The 18,986-nt window shown below is 56.3% G+C and carries 21 protein-coding genes; 5 read left to right on the top strand and 16 right to left on the bottom strand.

Annotation, left to right across the window (positions count from 1 at the left end):
- Nucleotides 1-117: 117 nt before the first annotated feature.
- The 13 genes from B1781_RS04245 to B1781_RS04195 form a co-directional block, all read right to left on the bottom strand.
- The gene (locus tag B1781_RS04245; protein WP_078121926.1) at nt 118-516 is read right to left on the bottom strand and encodes a hypothetical protein; all 399 of its coding nucleotides are present in this window, start codon (nt 514-516) and stop codon (nt 118-120) included.
- A gap of 138 nt (nt 517-654) precedes the next feature.
- Nucleotides 655-1,086: a hypothetical protein gene (locus B1781_RS04240; protein WP_078118466.1), complete on the bottom strand. Its 432-nt coding sequence runs from the start codon at nt 1,084-1,086 to the stop codon at nt 655-657.
- Nucleotides 1,087-1,323: 237 nt separating this feature from the next.
- The gene (locus B1781_RS04235; protein ID WP_125931869.1) at nt 1,324-1,680 is read right to left on the bottom strand and encodes a nuclear transport factor 2 family protein; all 357 of its coding nucleotides are present in this window, start codon (nt 1,678-1,680) and stop codon (nt 1,324-1,326) included.
- A gap of 638 nt (nt 1,681-2,318) precedes the next feature.
- On the bottom strand, nt 2,319-2,720 hold the full coding sequence (locus B1781_RS22740; protein ID WP_125931868.1) for a hypothetical protein: 402 nt from the start codon (nt 2,718-2,720) through the stop codon (nt 2,319-2,321).
- 62 nt (nt 2,721-2,782) lie between these two features.
- Entirely contained in the window at nt 2,783-3,163 is a 381-nt protein-coding gene (locus B1781_RS04225) for a hypothetical protein (RefSeq protein WP_078118463.1), read from the bottom strand.
- 139 nt (nt 3,164-3,302) lie between these two features.
- Nucleotides 3,303-3,848, bottom strand: coding sequence for a demethoxyubiquinone hydroxylase family protein (locus B1781_RS04220; RefSeq protein ID WP_078118462.1), 546 nt, complete (start codon nt 3,846-3,848; stop codon nt 3,303-3,305).
- Nucleotides 3,849-4,000: 152 nt separating this feature from the next.
- The gene (locus tag B1781_RS04215; RefSeq protein WP_078118461.1) at nt 4,001-4,498 is read right to left on the bottom strand and encodes a hypothetical protein; all 498 of its coding nucleotides are present in this window, start codon (nt 4,496-4,498) and stop codon (nt 4,001-4,003) included.
- A gap of 139 nt (nt 4,499-4,637) precedes the next feature.
- On the bottom strand, nt 4,638-5,030 hold the full coding sequence (locus B1781_RS04210; protein ID WP_125931867.1) for a hypothetical protein: 393 nt from the start codon (nt 5,028-5,030) through the stop codon (nt 4,638-4,640).
- Between the two features lie 577 nt (nt 5,031-5,607).
- A complete protein-coding gene (locus tag B1781_RS22735; protein WP_125931866.1) occupies nt 5,608-6,324 on the bottom strand; it encodes a hypothetical protein in 717 nt (238 codons plus the stop codon).
- 133 nt (nt 6,325-6,457) lie between these two features.
- Nucleotides 6,458-7,321, bottom strand: coding sequence for a hypothetical protein (locus tag B1781_RS04205; protein ID WP_078118459.1), 864 nt, complete (start codon nt 7,319-7,321; stop codon nt 6,458-6,460).
- Nucleotides 7,322-8,457: 1,136 nt separating this feature from the next.
- Nucleotides 8,458-8,892 (bottom strand): ClpX C4-type zinc finger protein, encoded by a 435-nt coding sequence (locus B1781_RS04200; RefSeq protein WP_125931865.1) that lies wholly within the window; start codon nt 8,890-8,892, stop codon nt 8,458-8,460.
- A gap of 141 nt (nt 8,893-9,033) precedes the next feature.
- The gene (locus B1781_RS22730; protein ID WP_125931864.1) at nt 9,034-9,390 is read right to left on the bottom strand and encodes a hypothetical protein; all 357 of its coding nucleotides are present in this window, start codon (nt 9,388-9,390) and stop codon (nt 9,034-9,036) included.
- 175 nt (nt 9,391-9,565) lie between these two features.
- Nucleotides 9,566-9,859: a hypothetical protein gene (locus B1781_RS04195; protein ID WP_078118458.1), complete on the bottom strand. Its 294-nt coding sequence runs from the start codon at nt 9,857-9,859 to the stop codon at nt 9,566-9,568.
- Between the two features lie 138 nt (nt 9,860-9,997).
- Between B1781_RS04195 and B1781_RS04190 the strand changes: the two genes are divergently transcribed.
- Entirely contained in the window at nt 9,998-11,389 is a 1,392-nt protein-coding gene (locus tag B1781_RS04190; RefSeq protein WP_078118457.1) for an integron integrase, read from the top strand.
- 13 nt (nt 11,390-11,402) lie between these two features.
- Here B1781_RS04190 and B1781_RS04185 read toward each other — a convergent pair whose 3' ends face one another.
- Together B1781_RS04185 and B1781_RS04180 are read right to left on the bottom strand one after the other, a co-directional pair.
- Complete coding sequence (locus B1781_RS04185) at nt 11,403-13,301, bottom strand: ATP-binding cassette domain-containing protein (protein WP_078118456.1); 1,899 nt, start codon at nt 13,299-13,301, stop codon at nt 11,403-11,405.
- A 69-nt stretch (nt 13,302-13,370) separates the two neighbouring features.
- Nucleotides 13,371-13,964 (bottom strand): methyltransferase domain-containing protein, encoded by a 594-nt coding sequence (locus B1781_RS04180; protein WP_078118455.1) that lies wholly within the window; start codon nt 13,962-13,964, stop codon nt 13,371-13,373.
- Between the two features lie 125 nt (nt 13,965-14,089).
- On the opposite strand from B1781_RS04180, the gene B1781_RS04175 reads away from it, so the two are divergent.
- From B1781_RS04175 to cydX, 4 genes are all read left to right on the top strand, one after another.
- A complete protein-coding gene (locus B1781_RS04175; RefSeq protein ID WP_078118454.1) occupies nt 14,090-14,797 on the top strand; it encodes a Crp/Fnr family transcriptional regulator in 708 nt (235 codons plus the stop codon).
- A gap of 185 nt (nt 14,798-14,982) precedes the next feature.
- Entirely contained in the window at nt 14,983-16,596 is a 1,614-nt protein-coding gene (locus tag B1781_RS04170; protein ID WP_078118453.1) for a cytochrome ubiquinol oxidase subunit I, read from the top strand.
- Nucleotides 16,597-16,607: 11 nt separating this feature from the next.
- Complete coding sequence (gene cydB / locus B1781_RS04165) at nt 16,608-17,750, top strand: cytochrome d ubiquinol oxidase subunit II (protein WP_078118452.1); 1,143 nt, start codon at nt 16,608-16,610, stop codon at nt 17,748-17,750.
- A gap of 15 nt (nt 17,751-17,765) precedes the next feature.
- Nucleotides 17,766-17,888, top strand: a complete 123-nt coding sequence (gene cydX / locus B1781_RS04160) for a cytochrome bd-I oxidase subunit CydX (RefSeq protein ID WP_078118451.1) — start codon at nt 17,766-17,768, stop codon at nt 17,886-17,888.
- A 3-nt stretch (nt 17,889-17,891) separates the two neighbouring features.
- Here cydX and B1781_RS04155 read toward each other — a convergent pair whose 3' ends face one another.
- Nucleotides 17,892-18,917 (bottom strand): hypothetical protein, encoded by a 1,026-nt coding sequence (locus tag B1781_RS04155; RefSeq protein ID WP_078118450.1) that lies wholly within the window; start codon nt 18,915-18,917, stop codon nt 17,892-17,894.
- Between the last annotated feature and the right edge of the window lie 69 nt (nt 18,918-18,986).

The raw sequence follows: 18,986 nt of genomic DNA, 5'->3' as shown, positions 1-18,986 counted from the left end.
GCGCGGAGCGCCTGCTGCGCAACAATGCCGAAGGCATGCGCAGCAGGTGCGGAGTGCAAAGCGTCCGAGCGAGCATAGCGAGCGGCTTGAACGCCTTGTTAGGCATTGGTTTGACCCTTAGAGCCGATATGGCTCTAGCAGCAACTGGTTTGCCTTGGATAGTTTGTTGGAACTCCATTTTCCCTCTACGACCCAGGTTTGATCAGAAATCCTACTCTCAACTTCGCCTAGAACCTCATCGTGGGGGTACAGATAAGTTTCCCCATTCTCGCGGAAACAGATGTGGATGTTTTTACCGCGGTATTTTTTGGCGAATGACAGGCGCCCCTTCAGCTGAACCTTCAGATGCGTGACGCCATCGACATGAACCGCTATGAAATCCGCCCCTTCCCAATCGTTGTTGAGCCACATTGTGGCAAATCCATAGTCGGCCAGCACCGCCGAGACCTTTTGAAAATTGTAGATCTCTTTCGCGCGTGAGTTGAGCTCTTCATAGCTGATCTTTTTCAAGTTCATGATTGTTCTTATGCCTAACGCCAAGTTAAGCGGCGGCCCGTGCGGAGAGCCGTTTGCGCAATAATGGCGAAGCCATGCGCAAAAAGGCGCGGAGTACGGGACGTCCGAGTGAGCGAAGCGAACGGCTTGAACGAATTGTTAGGGGCTTTTTTGCTCGATAGCATAATGCTGCCCATCTTCCATTACGGTTACGGCGGCGCCAAATCGACCAATCACGGTTTCTGACAATTCCCGCTTCATCTGTGAATAGGCTTCGGTTTCACCGCTGCCAGGATGAAAATGCAACAAATCGACCACGACACCATCTGCCACCGTTCGTGCGCCGAGAGTTATTGGGAAGTACTCATCACTGCTCTGATAGTACAAGAGCGTACCTTGCACTTGAGACTCCGCTTTTTTGTTTATGAGCCCTTTTTTCTCTGCAAATGCCGTCACAACCTCGGCTACTGATACTTCCAGTGATTTGGCTTCCTCGGCCTTAATACCCGATCGCACCAGCAGTTGATCGCGATTCAAGGAATCGCACCCAAAAAGGCAGAAAGCAATCAGCAGCACTAGAAAGGATCGCATGCCTATTTTCCCCTAACGCCCAGTTAAGCGGCGCTTTGCGCGGAGCGCCTGCTGCGAAACAATGCCGAAGGCATGCGCAGCAGGTGCGGAGTGCAAAGCGTCCGAGCGAGCATAGCGAGCGGCTTGAACGACTTGTTATGTGCTGCTTCCATTAGGACTCCTAAGCACCGCCTCTCACGCACAATCATCGGACTGCGAAGTTAATACTGAACCCCACCCTAGACCTTTTCTAAACACCTATTGATACACGTTGACGTTGAATATTCGCCAAGCGCCATCAACTCGGTGCAGTACATAGAGTGTTCGGAAATCGATATCTTCCCCAGTCGTGATGATACGCCAATCAATATTTGCCGCCACGCCATCTTCGCCAAGTTTTTCATGGGCTCTCATGCGAAACTCTGAGCGCTTGTAACCGAAGCCACGCATAGTATTGCAACTAGCATCGAGTTTCTTAATCAGCTGTGTTTTCTCGGAGAACACTTGCACGCCATCAATATCCGCAATCGAACACGGCAGACGGTACAAACTTGCGATTGCTTCCGCATCGAAAGCGTCAAATGCTGCCGAATACTTTCTGAAGAAATCTTCCATGATCGAGTTTCTCTTTCTACACATAACGCCCAGGTAAGCGGCATTCGGCATGGAGCGCTTGCTCGGGAAACAATGCCGAAGGCATACCCGAGCAAGTGCGGAGTGCCGAATGTCCGAGTGAGCGTAGCGAGCGGCTTGACCGACTTGTTAGATGCTTTTGGAAATGCGTTAACTCGGAGGCCGAAAAGAGGGCTTTGCTCGGTGCACGATAAATGCGCGCATCATCGGCATTGGGCACGGCTGTGAAACGACCTTGCTCGACGAATGACACTGACGTTTCTAATTGCACAGCGAAACAACCTCCCTATCTCGAAACTCGCAAGCGCTCGCTAATTATGGGCCGCGGGTTATCAAGATACACCGCAACCACGTACCGCGAACAATCGCTGACCCACGAAGAAAGCGGCATTGATAACTCACTTTAGCCGCTACTGCGGGACCACGAAACCCTCTCGCTACACAGCAGCCCATTTACTGGCACGGACTTGCCAGCTCTCATTTCTTTTGCGCGCATCTAACGCCCAGGTAAGCGGCGTTTGGTGCGCAGCGCCGTTTGCGCAACAATGGCGTAGCCATGCGCAACACGGTGCGGAGTACCAAACGTCCGAGTGAGCATAGCGAACGGCTTGACCGCCTTGTTAGGCATTTGCTTCTTCCCCAAGCTTTCTCGGAAGTAGAGCAAACGAGAATACCAAGAATGCAAACCAAAGGAGTGCCAAGAAGAAACTCACAACCAAGAAAGCTACGTAAGCCATTTTGTGATCTGCGATGAAATTTCGGCCGTAGATGATTTTGATACAAGCCACCAGAACCCCAATCGAGAGGATCACCCAAACCAACGAAGCTATGGCGAAGAAATTTGGATGGCTGTCGAATACCGTGTTCGCCAACAAAAGCAACGAAAAGGTTGCGACGGCGTAAAGAACCGATACAGCTTTTAGAACTGACAGATTATTTCGATTCACGACGTTTTGATGCCTAACGCCCAGGTAAGCGGCGTTTGGTACGGAGCGGGCGCTGCGCAAATATGGCGAAGCCATGCGCAAGCGCCGGCGGAGTACCAAACGTCCGAGTGAGCATAGCGAACGGCTTGACCGCCTTGTTATGTTTCATTTCTCACCCGATAAGAAGCGCCCGTAGGCAAATACTTTAGATACTCTTGAAGATCGTTTTCGATTGTGCGCCGTTTGGCGCCCTCGTGCGATACCTCCTCAATGAGCAAGAGTTCAGATTCGAAGATTTTCTTCGCAAACAAGGCAAACGCAGCAGCGCGAGGCACGCCCAGCTCGACCGCTAAGATTTCAGAATGTGTATGAAAATCGCCATCGATGAGTTGGATTGAATCATCCTCATCGGGCCATAGCTTAAGTTCTAGGATGCCAAAATCATTTGGCAGCTCGACATGAATGCAGTCGTGGTAGCAGGAATGCGCCACATCCGCGGCCTTCAACTCTGCTTCGAATTCGCTCAGCTTATCGGACATTTCGAAACATAACGCCCAGTTAAGCGGCGCTCAGCATGGAGCACCGTTTGCGCGAACATGGCGAAGCCACGCGCAATAAGGTGCGGAGTGCTGGGCGTCCGAGCGAGCATAGCGAGCGGCTTGAACGCCTTGTTAGCGCTCACAACCGCATGCCCAACCAAATCACCGCTTCTGTTGCTGCCTCTACGACAGCGACAAATGGCTTGTAAAAAAGGCATTCCACTCGTTCCGCCCTACCGGCTTCTTGGTGCGCTTGCTCATCTTGGATGATTTGCGATACCGCCTGATACGCCTCGATATCACCTAACGCTGACAATGCCTGCAATTGATCTTCAAGATGTCTAAGCACAACTGTTTCTACGGCCGCAGTACAAGCCATTACAGATGAACGACCAAATATCGCTGACACTAGCCCCAAGCAGTACCCACCTACACCGCACAAATAGTAGCTCTTGCATCTCCTAATACCACGCCGCTTTAACTCGCCTCCAAAGACAGCCAGGTGCCTTTTTTCGTGCTCTAGAAACTCACGCAGCACCGGCAAGTGAGAAGCACCATAGAGAGTGCCAACAAAAATCTGCGCGCGGTAGATGTTCACTGCGCCGAACTCTCCGGCATGATCGACCTTCAGTATTCGACCAGGAGTTTCCCGCTCACCATCCACTTTTGATTTTGAAAGCTCCATTGTTTTTTTGCGCTAACGCCGTGTTAAGGGGCGTTCAACGCGGAGCGCCGGCTTGGGCAAAATGGCGAAGCCATGCCCAAGCTGGTGCGGAGTGTTGAACGTCCCAGCGAGCATAGCGAGCGCCTTGAACGCCTTGTTAGGGCCACCACCCATCATTTGCCAATCAGTGCTAAAACAACCACAGCCACCACGAGCGCAATGATTGCCCACTTAACAAACGGTGATAATCGAGAGACACCACTCCGATAAGACAACCGCTCAATTGTTTCGCGTTTTCGTTCGTGATCGGTCGGCTCAGCTTCGTGTTTCGACGGAACGCTTGCTATAAGAGGTTCATCGTACATTGCTAGCACCTCAGCTTTGTAACGAGAATTATCTAAGGCCGCAGCTAAAATTTTTGGATCTTTTATCTCCCGCTCCAATATTTCCTTAGCCTCAATATCCCAGGCAGCTAAATTTTCTTCCATTTCCTCCCGGCTTGGCCCGAGCTCCATGCGTTTAATATCTTCAAGGAGGCGCTCGTTCTCATCTATATACGCTTCAAGGTTTTGAATCGTTTTGCTCGTTGACTCCTCTTCGCCAGTCGGAGGCCGGCTTGAGGTTAACCGATCGAACAATTCATCGAGCTTTCGCTGATTCTCAAAATCCATCTTGATCCTTTTGCCCTAACGCCGTGTTAAGGGGCGGCCAGTGCGTAGCGCCGTTTGCGCAACAATGGCGAAGCCATGTGCAATAAGGTGCGGAGTACTGGACGTCCCAGCGAGCATAGCGAGCGCCTTGAACGCCTTGTTATGTTTTTCCAGCGCTTTCATCTAAAGCACCTCCGATAGCATACCCAACGAAGTAGCCAACCGCTCCGAGAATGAGTGACCAGAGGGGAAAGAACAAGAAGACAAGGCCGCTGGTTGATGAACCTGTTTTCGCGCCATCAATATCGAATAGCCATGCCACGTGGACATAAAGCAAAAGCGCCAGGCCGGTAAACGCATAACCTATTGCACCTAGCAATATTTTTCTTGATCCAGAAGTGGAAGCACCCTTGAATGCGAAATAGGCCACCATCACTGGCACGAGATTCCAGACAGTGAAAATGCTCGGCGACACTCCCTCTGCAACTACAACGAATATTGCCAGCGCTACAGCAATGCCTGCAATGTATGGTTCTTTGAAATAGCTATCCATGCTCTTTTCGAACATAACGCCCAGTTAAGCGGCGGCCAGTGCGGAGCGCCGTTTGCGCAACAATGGCGAAGCCATGCGCAACACGGCGCGGAGTACTGGGCGTCCGAGCGAGCATAGCGAGCGGCTTGAACGATTTGTTAGGTGCGCAACGGAGTACGTTGCCATGGGCGATGAAATGGCCTCTGCACTCATCAAATGGCACCCCTTCCAAGTTTGCACACTGCCTGTTTCTGGCGTTTCCTCGCACCGACCTTCACTCCATGATTTACTTGCGTACCGCGAACATGGCTTCGCGAACCCCCATTTGAATACGGCACCGATCTCATTCCGCTATCGAGCGGCGCGCTTCGATGAAGACTAGCACTGCACCAGAAATTCCGCCGCTGCGCTCGACCGAGAGTGCCGTAGTTTCCTCAACTGCCACGACTGCTAGAAACACAATCTTCTTCTGCACCTAACGCCCAGTTAAGCGGCGCTTTGCGCGGAGCGCCTGCTGCGCAACGATGCCGAAGGCATGCGCAGCAGGTGCGGAGTGCAAAGCGTCCGAGCGAGCATAGCGAGCGGCTTGAACGCCTTGTTAGGTTTGCTGCTGCCAAAGCCTTCGGTTCGACAGCTCTACCCAATACCTGCCTCCATCGTTCTGAAAACTCAGCATCACTCTACTACGTGGATTTTTTTGGTCCATTTTCCCCGTTGCATACGTTCTGCCTTCACCTGTTCCAGGCTCACCGGGCGCCCTGAATGAAAGTGCCGTTTGCCGAAAGAAATGCAGATGTTCTTCGCTTTCTTCAAACCAACGGTACAACACCACAATTGAGTGACCATTTGCCAAGGGAAGCCTAGCCACCTCTGCAACAGATTGATCTTCCGACTCAACGGTAGCCCCTAGTGCAATATTAGCCCGGTAAAAAGCAATGGAGGCGATTTGCCCCGGTTCACAGCTAAGTAACAACTCATTACCCGTACTAGGTGTTTCCCAGGCATCAAGATGTGAGTACGGGAAAAGTATTTCGAATAGCTTGACCTGCTCACCTTCTCGAAGTGCGGTTTCGACGGCCCATCTACTAAAAAGCCGGCTTTTCCCCGACCAATTGCTATCATCGATCAGCGTTCTACGTATTTCTTTCGATAAGCCGATATGACACTGCCCAGATTCGTGAAAACTCGCTTTGTACTCATGTGAAATTCGACGAGTGCCTAAATAGCAATCATTCCCGCGAACCCATGCCTTCCAAGATTGAGAATGTACCCCGGAATCTGCGGCTGCCATAAAACGAACGGAGTGATCTGACATGATGGAAACCTAACGCCAGGTTAAGCGGCACCTAGCGCGGAGCGCCTGCTGCGCAATAATGCCGAAGGCATGCGCAAGCAGGTGCGGAGTGCTAGGTGTCCGAGCGAGCGTAGCGAGCGGCTTGAACGACTTGTTATGCATGTTTTTGCTCTTCAATTATTCGTTGTACTGAAGATCGCACATCTGAACAGGTTTGAAAATTCTCTTTCCATGCAGTTTGGCGCCACCCTTTCAAGGCTTTGAGATCAAGGCGTGCGTAGCGAATGAGCGCAGCCTTACCACAGAGATGAAGAGAGCGATTAGTTACAACGAACCGTAAACGAATGAATGCCACCTCGTACGCCATGTAGACCACCAACGCAAAGATGAACGGCAGGAAGAAAAGCGACAATAGAATTGGTATAGCGAAACTCCTCAAGGTTTCCACAGTGGCGAATTCAGAGAAATTGGCTGATATTTGCCAGAGTGCATAGATTGCCGCAAATGTACCTATAGCCGCCAGAACAATATTTGCTAGCTTATGCGCCGACGCATACTCGGGCTTGTGCTCGGTGTATGCGACAACGCCACCAAATAGAACGCCAAAAGGAACGAGTAAGAACTCAGCCAAAAAAGGAAAGACATGAAGGTTGACGAGGAAATCGATAACAACCGATAGCTTGAGATTAGATTTTGCCGCCTTTGAGAAATAATGCTCCTCATTTTGAATCTTATGCGCGGTGGATATGGTCACTAAGGCCGAAGCCACTAACCAAACAATTGTGGGCTTCAGTTGAGAAAAATTCCAAATCTCCAGGCTTTTCAGCAGCAGGACAACAAACAGCGTATAGACACATACAGAAAAGGCTACAACCACTATAGACTTAGCTGCCGCGGCCTTGAATACCGTCTTTAGCGCGCCACGAACGCTTTCGTTAGCCATCCCCCAGACGGCGAAAATCAATAGCCAAACGGCTACGGCCAGTTCCCGATTGTCGAACGTCTCAAAAACCTGCATTAATGCTACGTGCTACTTTTTGCATAACGCCCAGTTAAGCGGCATTCAGCACGGAGCGCTTGCTTGGGTAAAATGCCGAAGGCATGCCCAAGCAGGTGCGGAGTGCTGAATGTCCGAGTGAGCGTAGCGAACGGCTTGAACGACTTGTTAGATGCTTTTCGAAATGCGTTAACTCGGAGGCAAAAAAGAGCATTCTGCGCTGGATCGGGCAGACGCCCGTTGGCTCGGCGAATCGCACGGCACTGAAATCACCATGCTCAATGTTTGCCGCTGCCTTTCCTATTGGCGCCATGAAATAACCTCCTTATCTCAAAAACCGCAATTGCTCGCTAATTATGGACCACGAGATATAAGGATACACCGCAACCACGTACCGCGAAAAATCGCTGCCCCACAAAGGAAGCGGCCTTGATAGCTCACGTTAGCCGCTACTTCGGGACCACGAAACCTTATGCCCCACAGCAGCCTATTTGCTGGCACGGGATTGCCAGCATTCATTTTCTTTTGTGCGCATCTAACGCCATGGTAAGCGGCATTCGGCATGGAGCGCTTGCTCGGGCGAAAATGGCGAAGCCAAGCCCGAGCAAGTGCGGAGTGCCGAATGTCCGAGTGAGCGCAGCGAACGGCTTGACCGACTTGTTAGATGAATTGCCAAACGCACCAGCTTTGATGAAAAAATAGCCGATACGCTGCGTGCTAGACGGTTGCCGCCGCAACTTGGCGACGGCACGAAACACAAATGGCGATGTGCAATGATTTGCACAAACGTTCCTACTGGCACAGCGACAAAACCTCCCTATCTCAACACTCGCAAGCGCTCGCTAATTACGGGCCACGATATATCCGCTTACGCTGCCACCACGTACCGCGAGTAATCGGTGACCACCAAAGAAAGCGACCTCGATGGCTCACTTTAGCCGCTACTGCCGGACCACGTAACCCTCTCGCTACACAGCAGCCAATTTACTTGCACAAGCTGCCCAGCACCCATTTTCTTTTACGCGCATCTAACGCCCAGTTAAGCGGCGCTTTGCGCGGAGCGCCCGCTGCGCAACGATGCCGAAGGCATGCGCAGCGGGTGCGGAGTGCAAAGCGTCCGAGCGAGCATAGCGAGCGGCTTGAACGACTTGTTAGGCCTAGACGTTTGCGTAGGCACCTTCGGACTCCATCGTTTCAAACGCAAGTTTTGCGCAAGCCTCGCATATGTGGACACCGGGACCACGAAGAAGACGTTTAGCCTCTCCCTCCGTTTTGCCGCAGAAAGAGCAATATGGCGAGGCTTGTTTCTGTTGTTTCCAGCTGTGAGGGGAGACCTGTGTATTTCTCCAAGCATCCGGAGCTTCCGTATCGACCACGGCCAGATCAAGCGCTGAGAGTTCGCCAGCAACATCATCAGCCCATATCAGTTCTTCGAATTTACCAAGCTCTTTCGAACGGGACGTAGCAGACAGCGTGTAGTAGCCCCGGCCACCGCCTACAGAGTACGTGCATCGCAGCATCAGCATCACTGCATCAGAGCTTCCAGCAGTAGCGACCTCTCTCCCGTTCACCTTCAATCGCAGCGCTTTCATCTCATTTCTCCCGTTGGCCTAACGCCCAGTTAAGCGGCGCTTTGCGCGGAGCGCCCGCTGCGCAACAATGCCGAAGGCATGCGCAGCAGGTGCGGAGTGCAAAGCGTCCGAGCGAGCATAGCGAGCGGCTTGAACGCCTTGTTAGGCGCCACTGACTGCGGGAACCAACCTTCTAGTAGCCCGCAAGAGATCTCCGCTGCTGGGAATGCTACCGACGCGAACAAAGTGCTCTTCATTTCTCACATTCCTTAAAGCCTGCCTTCTATTTACCCTCAGCGTGAAATCTTCAATGCCGATATCTTGGAGGGGGACATTGGCTGACTCTGCGGCATCTCGCATAGCCGACAATACAAGAGAAAACGCCGCCGCACGTTGTTTCGCTGCCTCGGGATTGCGTTTTTCCCAAAACGCAAGATTGCTAGTTATTTCTTTCTTTAGCTCAATGCCGAATAGCCTAAGGCATTCTCGGTGCTCGTTCAGATCCCTTTTTATCGACATTTTTTCCTCCTTGTTTCGCCTAACGCCCAGTTAAGCGGCGTTTGGTGCGGAGCTGGCGCTGCGCAAACATGGCGTAGCCATGCGCAAGCGCCTGCGGAGTACCAAACGTCCGAGTGAGCATAGCGAACGGCTTGAACGACTTGTTAGAGCTTTCTACGCACATTCTTTTGACATATTAGGACACAGTGAAAAGGGCGACGGCTAAGAGCACGGGCACCAAAGCGTTTATGCCCCAGAATATTCGCCACCAGCCCAAACTTGGCGCTTTCGACAAACACGTACCCACCAGTACCACCACAGACATTAAGAATACCGGCAAACCCAGCTTGGAAAGATAACTTGCCAGCTCGAAATCAGCTTGAGCGGCTCCGGCGCCTTCCCCGGCTAATGAATAACCTGCGAACACAATGAGCCAAATATTCACACCTGCGACGGCGATTGACGGAACGATTTTAAGAGCCGATTCCATTCTTCTCTTTCGAGCTCTAACAGTTAATTAGACAGTTTCACCGTGAACTGCATTTGGCAGCACTGTATAATCCCGCCAATATTCCGTCGATACGGATAAATTTGGCAGTTTGCTGCTTTCGGCCATGGAGGGCCTGCTATGTCTTCGAGTCAAGGCGACACGACGTCGCGTGCGATTGAGCTGTTCTGGCATAACTATTTCTCTGTCCTTGAAAGATCGCGGGTTTCGGTGGATGTGCGTCCATACTACCGAAAACATATTGAGCGTTACATCAATGCACACAGAGGCCTGAAACTTGCCGATCATTTACCCGCGCAGGTGAATCGGTATCTGACTGAACGGGGACGGGATACCTACCTTAAAGAGTGGCAGTTTCGCCAGATCGTCGATGCGCTGCGGTTGCTCTTTTGCGGACTAGTTTCGCCTGACTGGGCTGCGTCCTTCGATTGGTTGGCGTGGAAGGTCTATGCCAGAACGCTGGCGGCTGATCACGTGACATTGTCACGCGATGCTCGTCCCGGCGAATTGGCAGCGCCGACGCACAACGTGTTGGTCACCAGACTGCGCAAACACTTGGCGGATCATCATGCGGCCTTCGTGACAACGCTACGCGTGCGCCACATGGCTGAGCGAACTGAACAGACCTACGAACACTGGCTTGCCCGTTTCTTTGCCTTTCTCGACTGGCCGCCTGTCGAGCGCGTCGAAACGCGCGACATCACACGTTTTCTCGAACACCTCGCCGTTCATCGTCGTGTAGCGGCTGCCACGCAACACATTGCGATGAATGCCTTGGTGTTTCTGTTTCGCGAAGTGCTCGGCAAGGATCTCGAATTCGGCGGTTCGTTTTCCCGTGCCGCGGCGAAACGGAAGATCCCGGTCGTGCTCACGCAAGATGAGGTGAGGATACTGCTGCAGCAGCTCGATGGTCGTACCCTTTTGATGGCCTCACTGATGTACGGTACCGGCATGCGGGTGATGGAATGTGTTCGCCTGCGCGTTCAGGATATTGATTTTGGCTACAAGCAGATCACCGTCAGGCGCGGTAAGGGCGACAAGGATCGCGTTGTGCCGCTACCGATGAAACTCGTCCCTCAGTTGCATGAACACCTGGCTGACATCAAGCTGATGCATGATGGCGATCTCGCGTCGGGCTTTGGCGCCGCCTATCTGCCACCTGCCCTGGCGCGCAAGTACGGCAACGCCGTACATGCCTTGGCGTGGCAGTACGTGTTTCCGGCGATGCGTCTGTCGGTCGATTACGCAAGCGGTGAAACACGCCGCCACCATATCCACGAGTCGACGCTGCAGAAAGCTATTCGCGAAGCAGCGCGCAGGGCCGGTATCGACAAACGCGTCACCAGTCACACGCTGCGCCATTCTTTCGCGACGCATCTGCTACAGAGCGGCAAAGATATCCGCGTGATACAGGAACTGCTCGGGCACGCCGACCTGGCGACGACCATGATCTACACGCACGTGCTGAAGAAGGGCGGATTGGGCGTCGAAAGTCCGCTGGACGCCCTGTAGCCTGCGGTTTGATTCATCCGTCAAGCGCCTCCCAACGCTCGTAGGCCTGCGCCAGCTCGCCTTCCAACTGTTGCAGCCGGTCGTTGTACTCGGTCACCTTGTCCGGTGACTCGCGGTAGATATCGGGGTTGCCCAACGCGGCCTGAATACCGTCTATCTCAGCTTCGAGCGACTCGATTTGGCCCGGTAGCATGTCCAGCTCGCGTTGGTCCTTATAGCTGAGCTTCTTTGGTTTGGCAGGCGCCAGCGCTGCACTTGAACTTGGTTGCTTGTCGGGCGCTTTGTCGGGCGTCGACGCCTTCGATCTGTCGGACGGCGTTTTGCGTTGCCGCAGCCAATCCTGATAACCCCCCACATAGGGGATCACCACACCGTCGCCTTCAAACACCAGCGTGCTGGTCACGACGTTGTCGAGAAACGCGCGGTCGTGGCTGACCAGCAGCAAGGTGCCTTCGAACTCCATCAGCAGTTCTTCGAGCAGTTCGAGCGTTTCCAAGTCCAGGTCGTTGGTCGGCTCGTCCAGCACCAGCACGTTGGCCGGCCTGGTAAACAGCTTTGCCAGCAGCAGGCGGTTGCGCTCTCCACCGGACAGGGCGCGCGTCGGCTGGCGGCAGCGCTGAGCAGGAAACAGAAAATCCTGCAGGTAGCTGATCACGTGCTTTTCCTTGCCGTTGATCTCGACCTTGTCGCTGCCGCCGTCCACGTTATCGATAACCGTCTTATCGAGATCGAGTTGATCGCGCAGCTGATCGAAGTACGCAACGTCGATCTTGGTGCCGAGTTCGATTCGTCCGGTATCGGGCTTGAGCTTGCCGAGCAGCAGGTTCAGCAGGGTCGACTTGCCGCAGCCGTTCGGCCCAATGATGCCGATGCGGTCGCCACGCATGATGGTGGTCGAAAAATTACGAATGATCGGCTTGTCGTCCCATGCATAGCTCACGTCGACCGCTTCACACACCAGCTTGCCCGAGCGCTCGGCGGCGTTCATCGCCAGCTTGGCGGTGCCCTGACGGCTGCGTCGCTCACCGTATTCCTGGCGCATCGCCTGCAGGCGACGCACCCGGCCTTCGTTGCGTGTGCGCCGCGCCTTGATGCCCTGGCGCACCCACACCTCCTCTTGCGCCAGGCGCTTGTCGAAGCGCGCCCGTGCCTGCGCCTCGGCGTTGTCCATCTCGTCGCGTCTACGCAGGTAGTTGGCGTAGTCGCCGGGAAAATCGGCAACGCGACCGCGATCGAGCTCAACGATGCGCGTCGCGAGGCGTTGCAGAAAACTGCGGTCGTGGGTGATGAACACCAGCGTTCCCGGCCAGCTCAGCAGAAACTCTTCGAGCCAGCCGATCGACTCGACATCAAGGTGGTTGGTCGGCTCGTCGAGCAACAGCAATTGCGGATCGCCGGCCAGCGCCCGAGCCAGCAACACACGGCGCTTCATTCCGCCGGACAGCGCCTCGAAGCGGTCATCGGCGTTGAGCTGCATGCGCGATATCACGCTCTCGACCTGCTGTTCCATGCGCCAGCCGTCGGCGGCTTCGAGCTGGTGTTGAATGCGTTCCAGGCGCGCCAGTGCGGCTTCGCCGGCATCGTCGGCCAGTGCCAGGCTGGCGGCGTGATACTGCTTGATCAGTGCTCCGGTCTCGCCGACGCCGTCGGCAACCACCTCGAACACCGATCCCTGAGTCTGCTCGGGCACCTCCTGCGTCAACCGGGTGATGCGCACGCCCTGTTTGACCAGGCGCTCGCCGTCGTCGGCCTGCAGTTCGCCGGCGATCAGTTTGAGCAGGGTCGACTTGCCCTCGCCGTTGCGCCCGAGCAGGCACACCCGCTCGCCGGGTTCGATCGACAGATCGATGCCGTCGATCAGCGGCGGATCGCCGTAGCTCAGTTGCAGGTTGCGCAGTGTCAGTAAAGCCATGACCAGCCGGCTCGCAAAAGCGTGCATGCTGCCACAAAGCCGCGCGCGCGGCACGGGCAATGCGACACCTCAGCGGCGGGTGATCTCATAGGCCAGTTCGATCAGGCCGTTGGGGTGTGGCACCTGTTGCGGCGGTTCGTCCGGCCATTGCCAGCGCGCGTCATCGAACAGGGCGCGCATGTCCGCAACCGGGCAATCGAACGGCGGCCCGCCCTCGCGCCCGGTTTGCATGAACAACGCGAGCAGCTTGCCGCCGGGCACCAGCCAGTCGGCGAGGCGTTGTGCGTATGCCTGCCAATGGCCGGGATCGAGGGCGCACAGGCAGGTCTGTTCGTACACCGCGTCGAACGGTTCGGCCGGCTGCCAGTGCAGCAGATCGGTCTGGATCACGTCGGCATGCAGGTCGCGTTCAGCCAACTGCGCCATCAGCCGGATCACCGGCTGCGTTGCGATATCGACCGCGGTTACCTGCCGACCCGCGTGAATCAGTTCAGCCACCTCGTGGCCATGTCCGCAGCCGGGCACCAGCACCTTGCCCTCGGGCACCTTGCCGGCGGCCAGCCATTGGTCCAACATCGGGCTGGGCTCGCCGCGGTCCCAGCCGGTTCGGCCGCCGTCATAGCGTTGTTCCCATTCGGTTTTCCGCTCGTTACTATCAGTCACGTTTCACTCCGGGATAGCGTCGACCGCGAACACGGCCGCGCCTGCATCAGCGCTTGGTTTCGGGCAATTCGACCTGATACTGAATAACAATATCCCCGAACCTACTAAATTGGTAAAATTGACGAATGACATTGCGCGTCCCCTTCAAAGAGGCTTGGTCTGGCCAAGCCGATTGCAAAACGTGCTCGCTGCGTGAGTCGGTTCTGTTCGCCGGGTTGAAAGAATCGGATTTCGAGAAAATCCATCAGCCGATCGATCAGTTCGCCCTGCAGCCCGGCCAGTCGCTGTACCACGCCGGCGACAAGGGCGACCGCATGTACACCATTCGCAGCGGCCTGATCAAACTCGTCCAATACCTGCCCGACGGCTCGCAGCGCATCGTGCGCCTGGTCAAGACGTCAGACGTCATGGGCCTCGAGTCGCTGGTCGGCAATCCCTACGAACACGACGCCGTCGTCATGCAGCCGTCGGAAGTCTGCAGCCTGCCGGTGGCCACCGTGCAGACACTCAGCAAGGACAACCCCGATCTGCACGTGGAATTGCTCAAGCGCTGGCAGCGCGCACTGAGCGAGGCCGACGCCTGGCTCACCGAGTTGTCGACCGGGCCTGCCAAGGAACGCGTGGCACGCCTGCTACTGCGCCTGGTGCGCGGTGAACAGGATCCGGTATGCACCCTGTTCGGTCGCGAAGACTTGGGCGCCATGCTCGGCATCACCACCGAAACCGCCAGCCGCACCATCGCCGAGTTCAAACGCCAGGGCCTGTTGCAGGATCTCGGCAGCAACCGTTACCGCCTCGATACCGAACGCTTCGAAGACCTGCTCGCCGACTGAGGCGAAAAACCACGTATTTCATAAGACAATCCTATGACGGCATTCGCAGTTGCGATGCGTCAATGACCGCGCTCGTCCCTACTCCCTAGACTGCGACTCGATTATGGCGTTTCGTGCCGCACCCGCGACGCCAGACCAACCACAGGCAGGTGGTCCCACTGCCGTAAGACGCGGAGTCGCCGAGCATGCTTGACCCAACAATGATCGAACTGTCACGTTGGCAGTTCGCGATAACAGCGCTGTATCACTTTCTCTTCGTGCCCCTCACCCTGGGGCTGACCTGGATCCTGGTGATCATGGAGTCGGTCTACGTGATGACCGGCAAACAGGTCTACAAAGACATGACCAAGTTCTGGGGCAAGTTGTTCGGTATCAACTTCGCCCTTGGCGTGACCACCGGCCTGACGATGGAGTTCGAGTTCGGTACCAACTGGGCCTACTACTCGCACTATGTCGGCGACGTGTTCGGTGCACCGCTGGCGATCGAAGGCCTGATGGCATTCTTCCTCGAATCGACCTTCGTCGGCATGTTCTTTCTCGGCTGGGAACGCCTGAGCAAGATCCAGCACCTTGGCGTCACCTTCCTCACCGCGCTCGGCACCAACCTGTCGGCGCTGTGGATCCTGGTCGCCAACGGCTGGATGCAGAACCCGGTCGGTGCCGAGTTCAGCGCCGAGACCATGCGCATGGAGATGACCAGCTTCGCCGATGTGTTCTTCAACCCGGTCGCGCAGGTCAAGTTCGTGCACACGGTTGCCGCCGGCTATGTTGCGGGTTCAATGTTCGTCGCCGGCATCTCGGCCTACTACCTGTTGAAGAAGCGTGACCTCGGCTTTGCCCGACGCTCGATGGCGATCGCCGTCGGCTTCGGTCTGGCGTCGATCCTGTCGGTGATCGTGCTCGGTGACGAGTCCGGTTACGAGGTCGGCGATATACAAAAGGTCAAACTCGCCGCGATCGAAGCCGAGTGGGAAACGGAACCGGCGCCTGCCGCGTTCACAATCGCCGGCTGGCCGGATGACGAGGCGCAGGAAACTCACGGTGCAATCAAGGTGCCGTACGCGCTGGGCATCATTGCAACCCGCTCGATCGACGAAGAGGTGACCGGTATCAAAGACCTGCAGGCACACGCCGAGCACCGCATCCGCGCCGGCATGATCGCCTACCGTACCTTGACCGCGATCCGTGAAGGCACGGCCGACGAACAAGACCGCGCACTTTTCGATATGTACAAGAAAGACCTCGGCTACGGCCTGCTGCTGAAACAGTTCACGCCGAACGTGGTCGACGCAACGGATGAGCAGATCGCCGCTGCCGCACGCGGCACGACCCCCGACGTCACGCTGATGTTCTGGACCTTCCGCATCATGGTGTTCGCCGGCTTCACGATGCTGTTCATGTTCGTCGCCGGCTTCTACCTGGTTGCGCGTCGCCGGCTCGAACGTCATCGCTGGCTGCTGCGCATGTTCCTGTACGGCATCCCGCTACCGTGGATCGCGATCGAGACCGGCTGGTTCGTCGCCGAATACGGCCGTCAGCCGTGGGCGATCGGTGAGGTGTTGCCGACCTTCCTCGCCACTTCGTCGTTGACCGCCAATGATCTGATCCTGAGCATCGCCGGCTTCGTCACCTTCTACACGGCGCTCGCGATCATCGAGATGTTCCTGATGTTCAAGTTCGCACGCTTAGGTCCCAGTTCTTTGCATACCGGGCGCTACCACTTCGAACAATCCGATAAGCCGACACTGCGCGGTGCACCGACCCTGTCGGACGCACCGGCCCGGCAACGCGTCGAGTAAAGGAGATCACCATGGTACTTGACTACGAAACACTGAAATTCGCCTGGTGGCTGCTGGTTGGTATTCTGTTCGTCGGCTTCGCCATCATGGACGGCATGGATATGGGCGTCGGCACACTGCTGCCGTTCCTCGGCAAGTCCGACAACGAGCGGCGCGTCATCATCAACACCGTCGGCCCGCACTGGGACGGCAACCAGGTGTGGTTCATCACCGCCGGCGGTGCGATCTTCGCGGCATGGCCGGCGGTCTACGCCACGGCCTTCTCCGGGTTCTACTTCGCGATGCTGCTGGTGCTGTTCGCGTTGTTCCTGCGACCGGTCGGCTTCGACTATCGCTCGAAGCTCGACAGCCCACGCTGGCGCAACACCTGGGATTGGGGTCTTCTGATCGGCAGCGCCGTGCCGGTACTGGTGTTCGGTGTCGCCTTCGGCAACCTGCTGCAGGGCGTGCCGTTCAACTTCGACAACTTCATGCGGCCCTGGTACACCGGCGGTTTCTTTGAACTGCTCAATCCTTTCGCGTTGCTCACCGGTGTCGTCAGCCTGTCGATGACCGTGCTGCACGGCGCTGTGTGGCTGGCGATGCGTACCGACCAACCGATTGCCGGTCGTGCAGCCAGGGCCGCGCAGATCGCAGGGCTGGTGTTCATCGCCACCTTCGCCTTGGCCGGTATCTGGCTGAGCCTGGGCATCGACGGTTTCCAGATCGTCAATGAGCCGGCACACAGTGCACTGCCCAACCCGCTGACCAAGGAGGTCGCAATCGTCGAAGGGGCGTGGCTGCACAATTACCAGACCTACCCGGTCATGCTGGCAGCACCGATCGTCGGATTTACCGCCGCGTTCCTGGCGATCATCCTGGTGCGTATCGGTCGCCACGGGCCGGCGTTCGTCATGAGTTCGTTGACCCAGGCGGGTGCGATCTTTACCGCCGGGGTGTCGATGTTCCCGTTCATCATGCCATCGAGCACGCACCCCAACTTCAGCCTGACGATCTGGGATGCCTCATCGAGCCATCTGACACTCAATGTGATGTTCATCGCCGCGGTGATCTTCGTACCGATCATCGTCAGCTACACGGCGTGGAACTTCTACAAGATGTGGCGCGTGATCACCATTGCGGAGATCACCGAACAAAGCCACTCGGCCTACTGACGGAGAGACATCGACATGTGGTACTTCACCTGGATACTCGGCGTGTTACTGGCACTCGCCTTCGGTGTGATCAACGTGATGTGGCTGGAGCACGAAGATTGCCTCGACGAAACCAACTGCAACGGCAACAGTGACTGAAGCTCAGCGATGCGGTGCGTGCCGCGATCGACGCATCAGCCACACGCCGCCCAACAGCATCAAGGTCAGCGGGGGCACTGCCGGCACTTGACCGTCACCGTTGCCTCCGCCGCCATCGGGCAAGTCAACAGCGATACGATTGTCGACGATCCCGGCGGAGAGCGACGTCAGGGTATATCCCTGTGGCAGATCCAGGATCGGCCCCGCGGGGTTGAACCAGAGTGTGCTGCCGAAGTCGCTGATCGCACCGCCGTCCAGCCCGATGAAGGGGCTGGTCGTGCCGCGTGTCGCGCCGGCCGACGCGATCGCATTCAATGTCATGCGAACGCTGAAAGGCACACCCACCGTCACCGTGAACGGCGCAGTCGATATCGACCCGGGCCCGAGCTCCGTATCGGTGATCGTGGGGGTCGTGCCGCCAGCAAACGCACCTGCCGAAACGCTTGCGGTGAGTGGTGACACGCCGCCGACCACACCGGAGACATCGACGCGGGCATTAGACAACGCCGATGTATTGCCCCGTAGATTGCCACCGTTCACCGGCACCAGGTAGGCGAACGCTGTACCGTCGTAAACGAAGCTCATGGTCGTCAATATCGTGCCGGACGATGGCCCGGTGACGATGAAGTCATCAGCAAAATAACTCGCCGTTGCGCGGTAACCGGCGCGCCCCGTATAACTTGTACCGACCAGGTCGACCTTTGCCTTGAGCCCGGCCAAGCTTGCCGAGGCCTCCGCCAACACGGCGCAACGACCTCCCGGGCTTGCACCATTGACGCGCGCCCCGGCCGCCTGCGGCGAATTGCCGGTCACGCTGTTCGTTTGATTGTCCGACGACGGAATAACACTCTGACAAGGCCCGTTCAGCGTCGAACTGACATTGGCCGACGCGATCACGGTGGCATGCACCGAGGTTGTCGCGGTCAGTCCCGTGACGGCCGCAAACAATGCCAGCCTGCCAAGCCTGCTGGTCCGTGCTGCGGTCTGCAGCGGCTTGTCGGCTACCCCGACGGTCTCGTTCCCTGACATGACTTACCTCCAGCGGCACTGATTTTCGTTGTTCGTGTTCTGTGCGTGACCGGTCGCGCTCATGCGGGA

This window comes from Thiosocius teredinicola (assembly GCF_002009425.1).
Classification (GTDB): Bacteria; Pseudomonadota; Gammaproteobacteria; order Chromatiales; family Chromatiaceae; genus Thiosocius; species Thiosocius teredinicola.
Note: the sequence above shows the minus strand (reverse complement) of the source record. Positions and strands in the feature narration are given on the sequence as shown.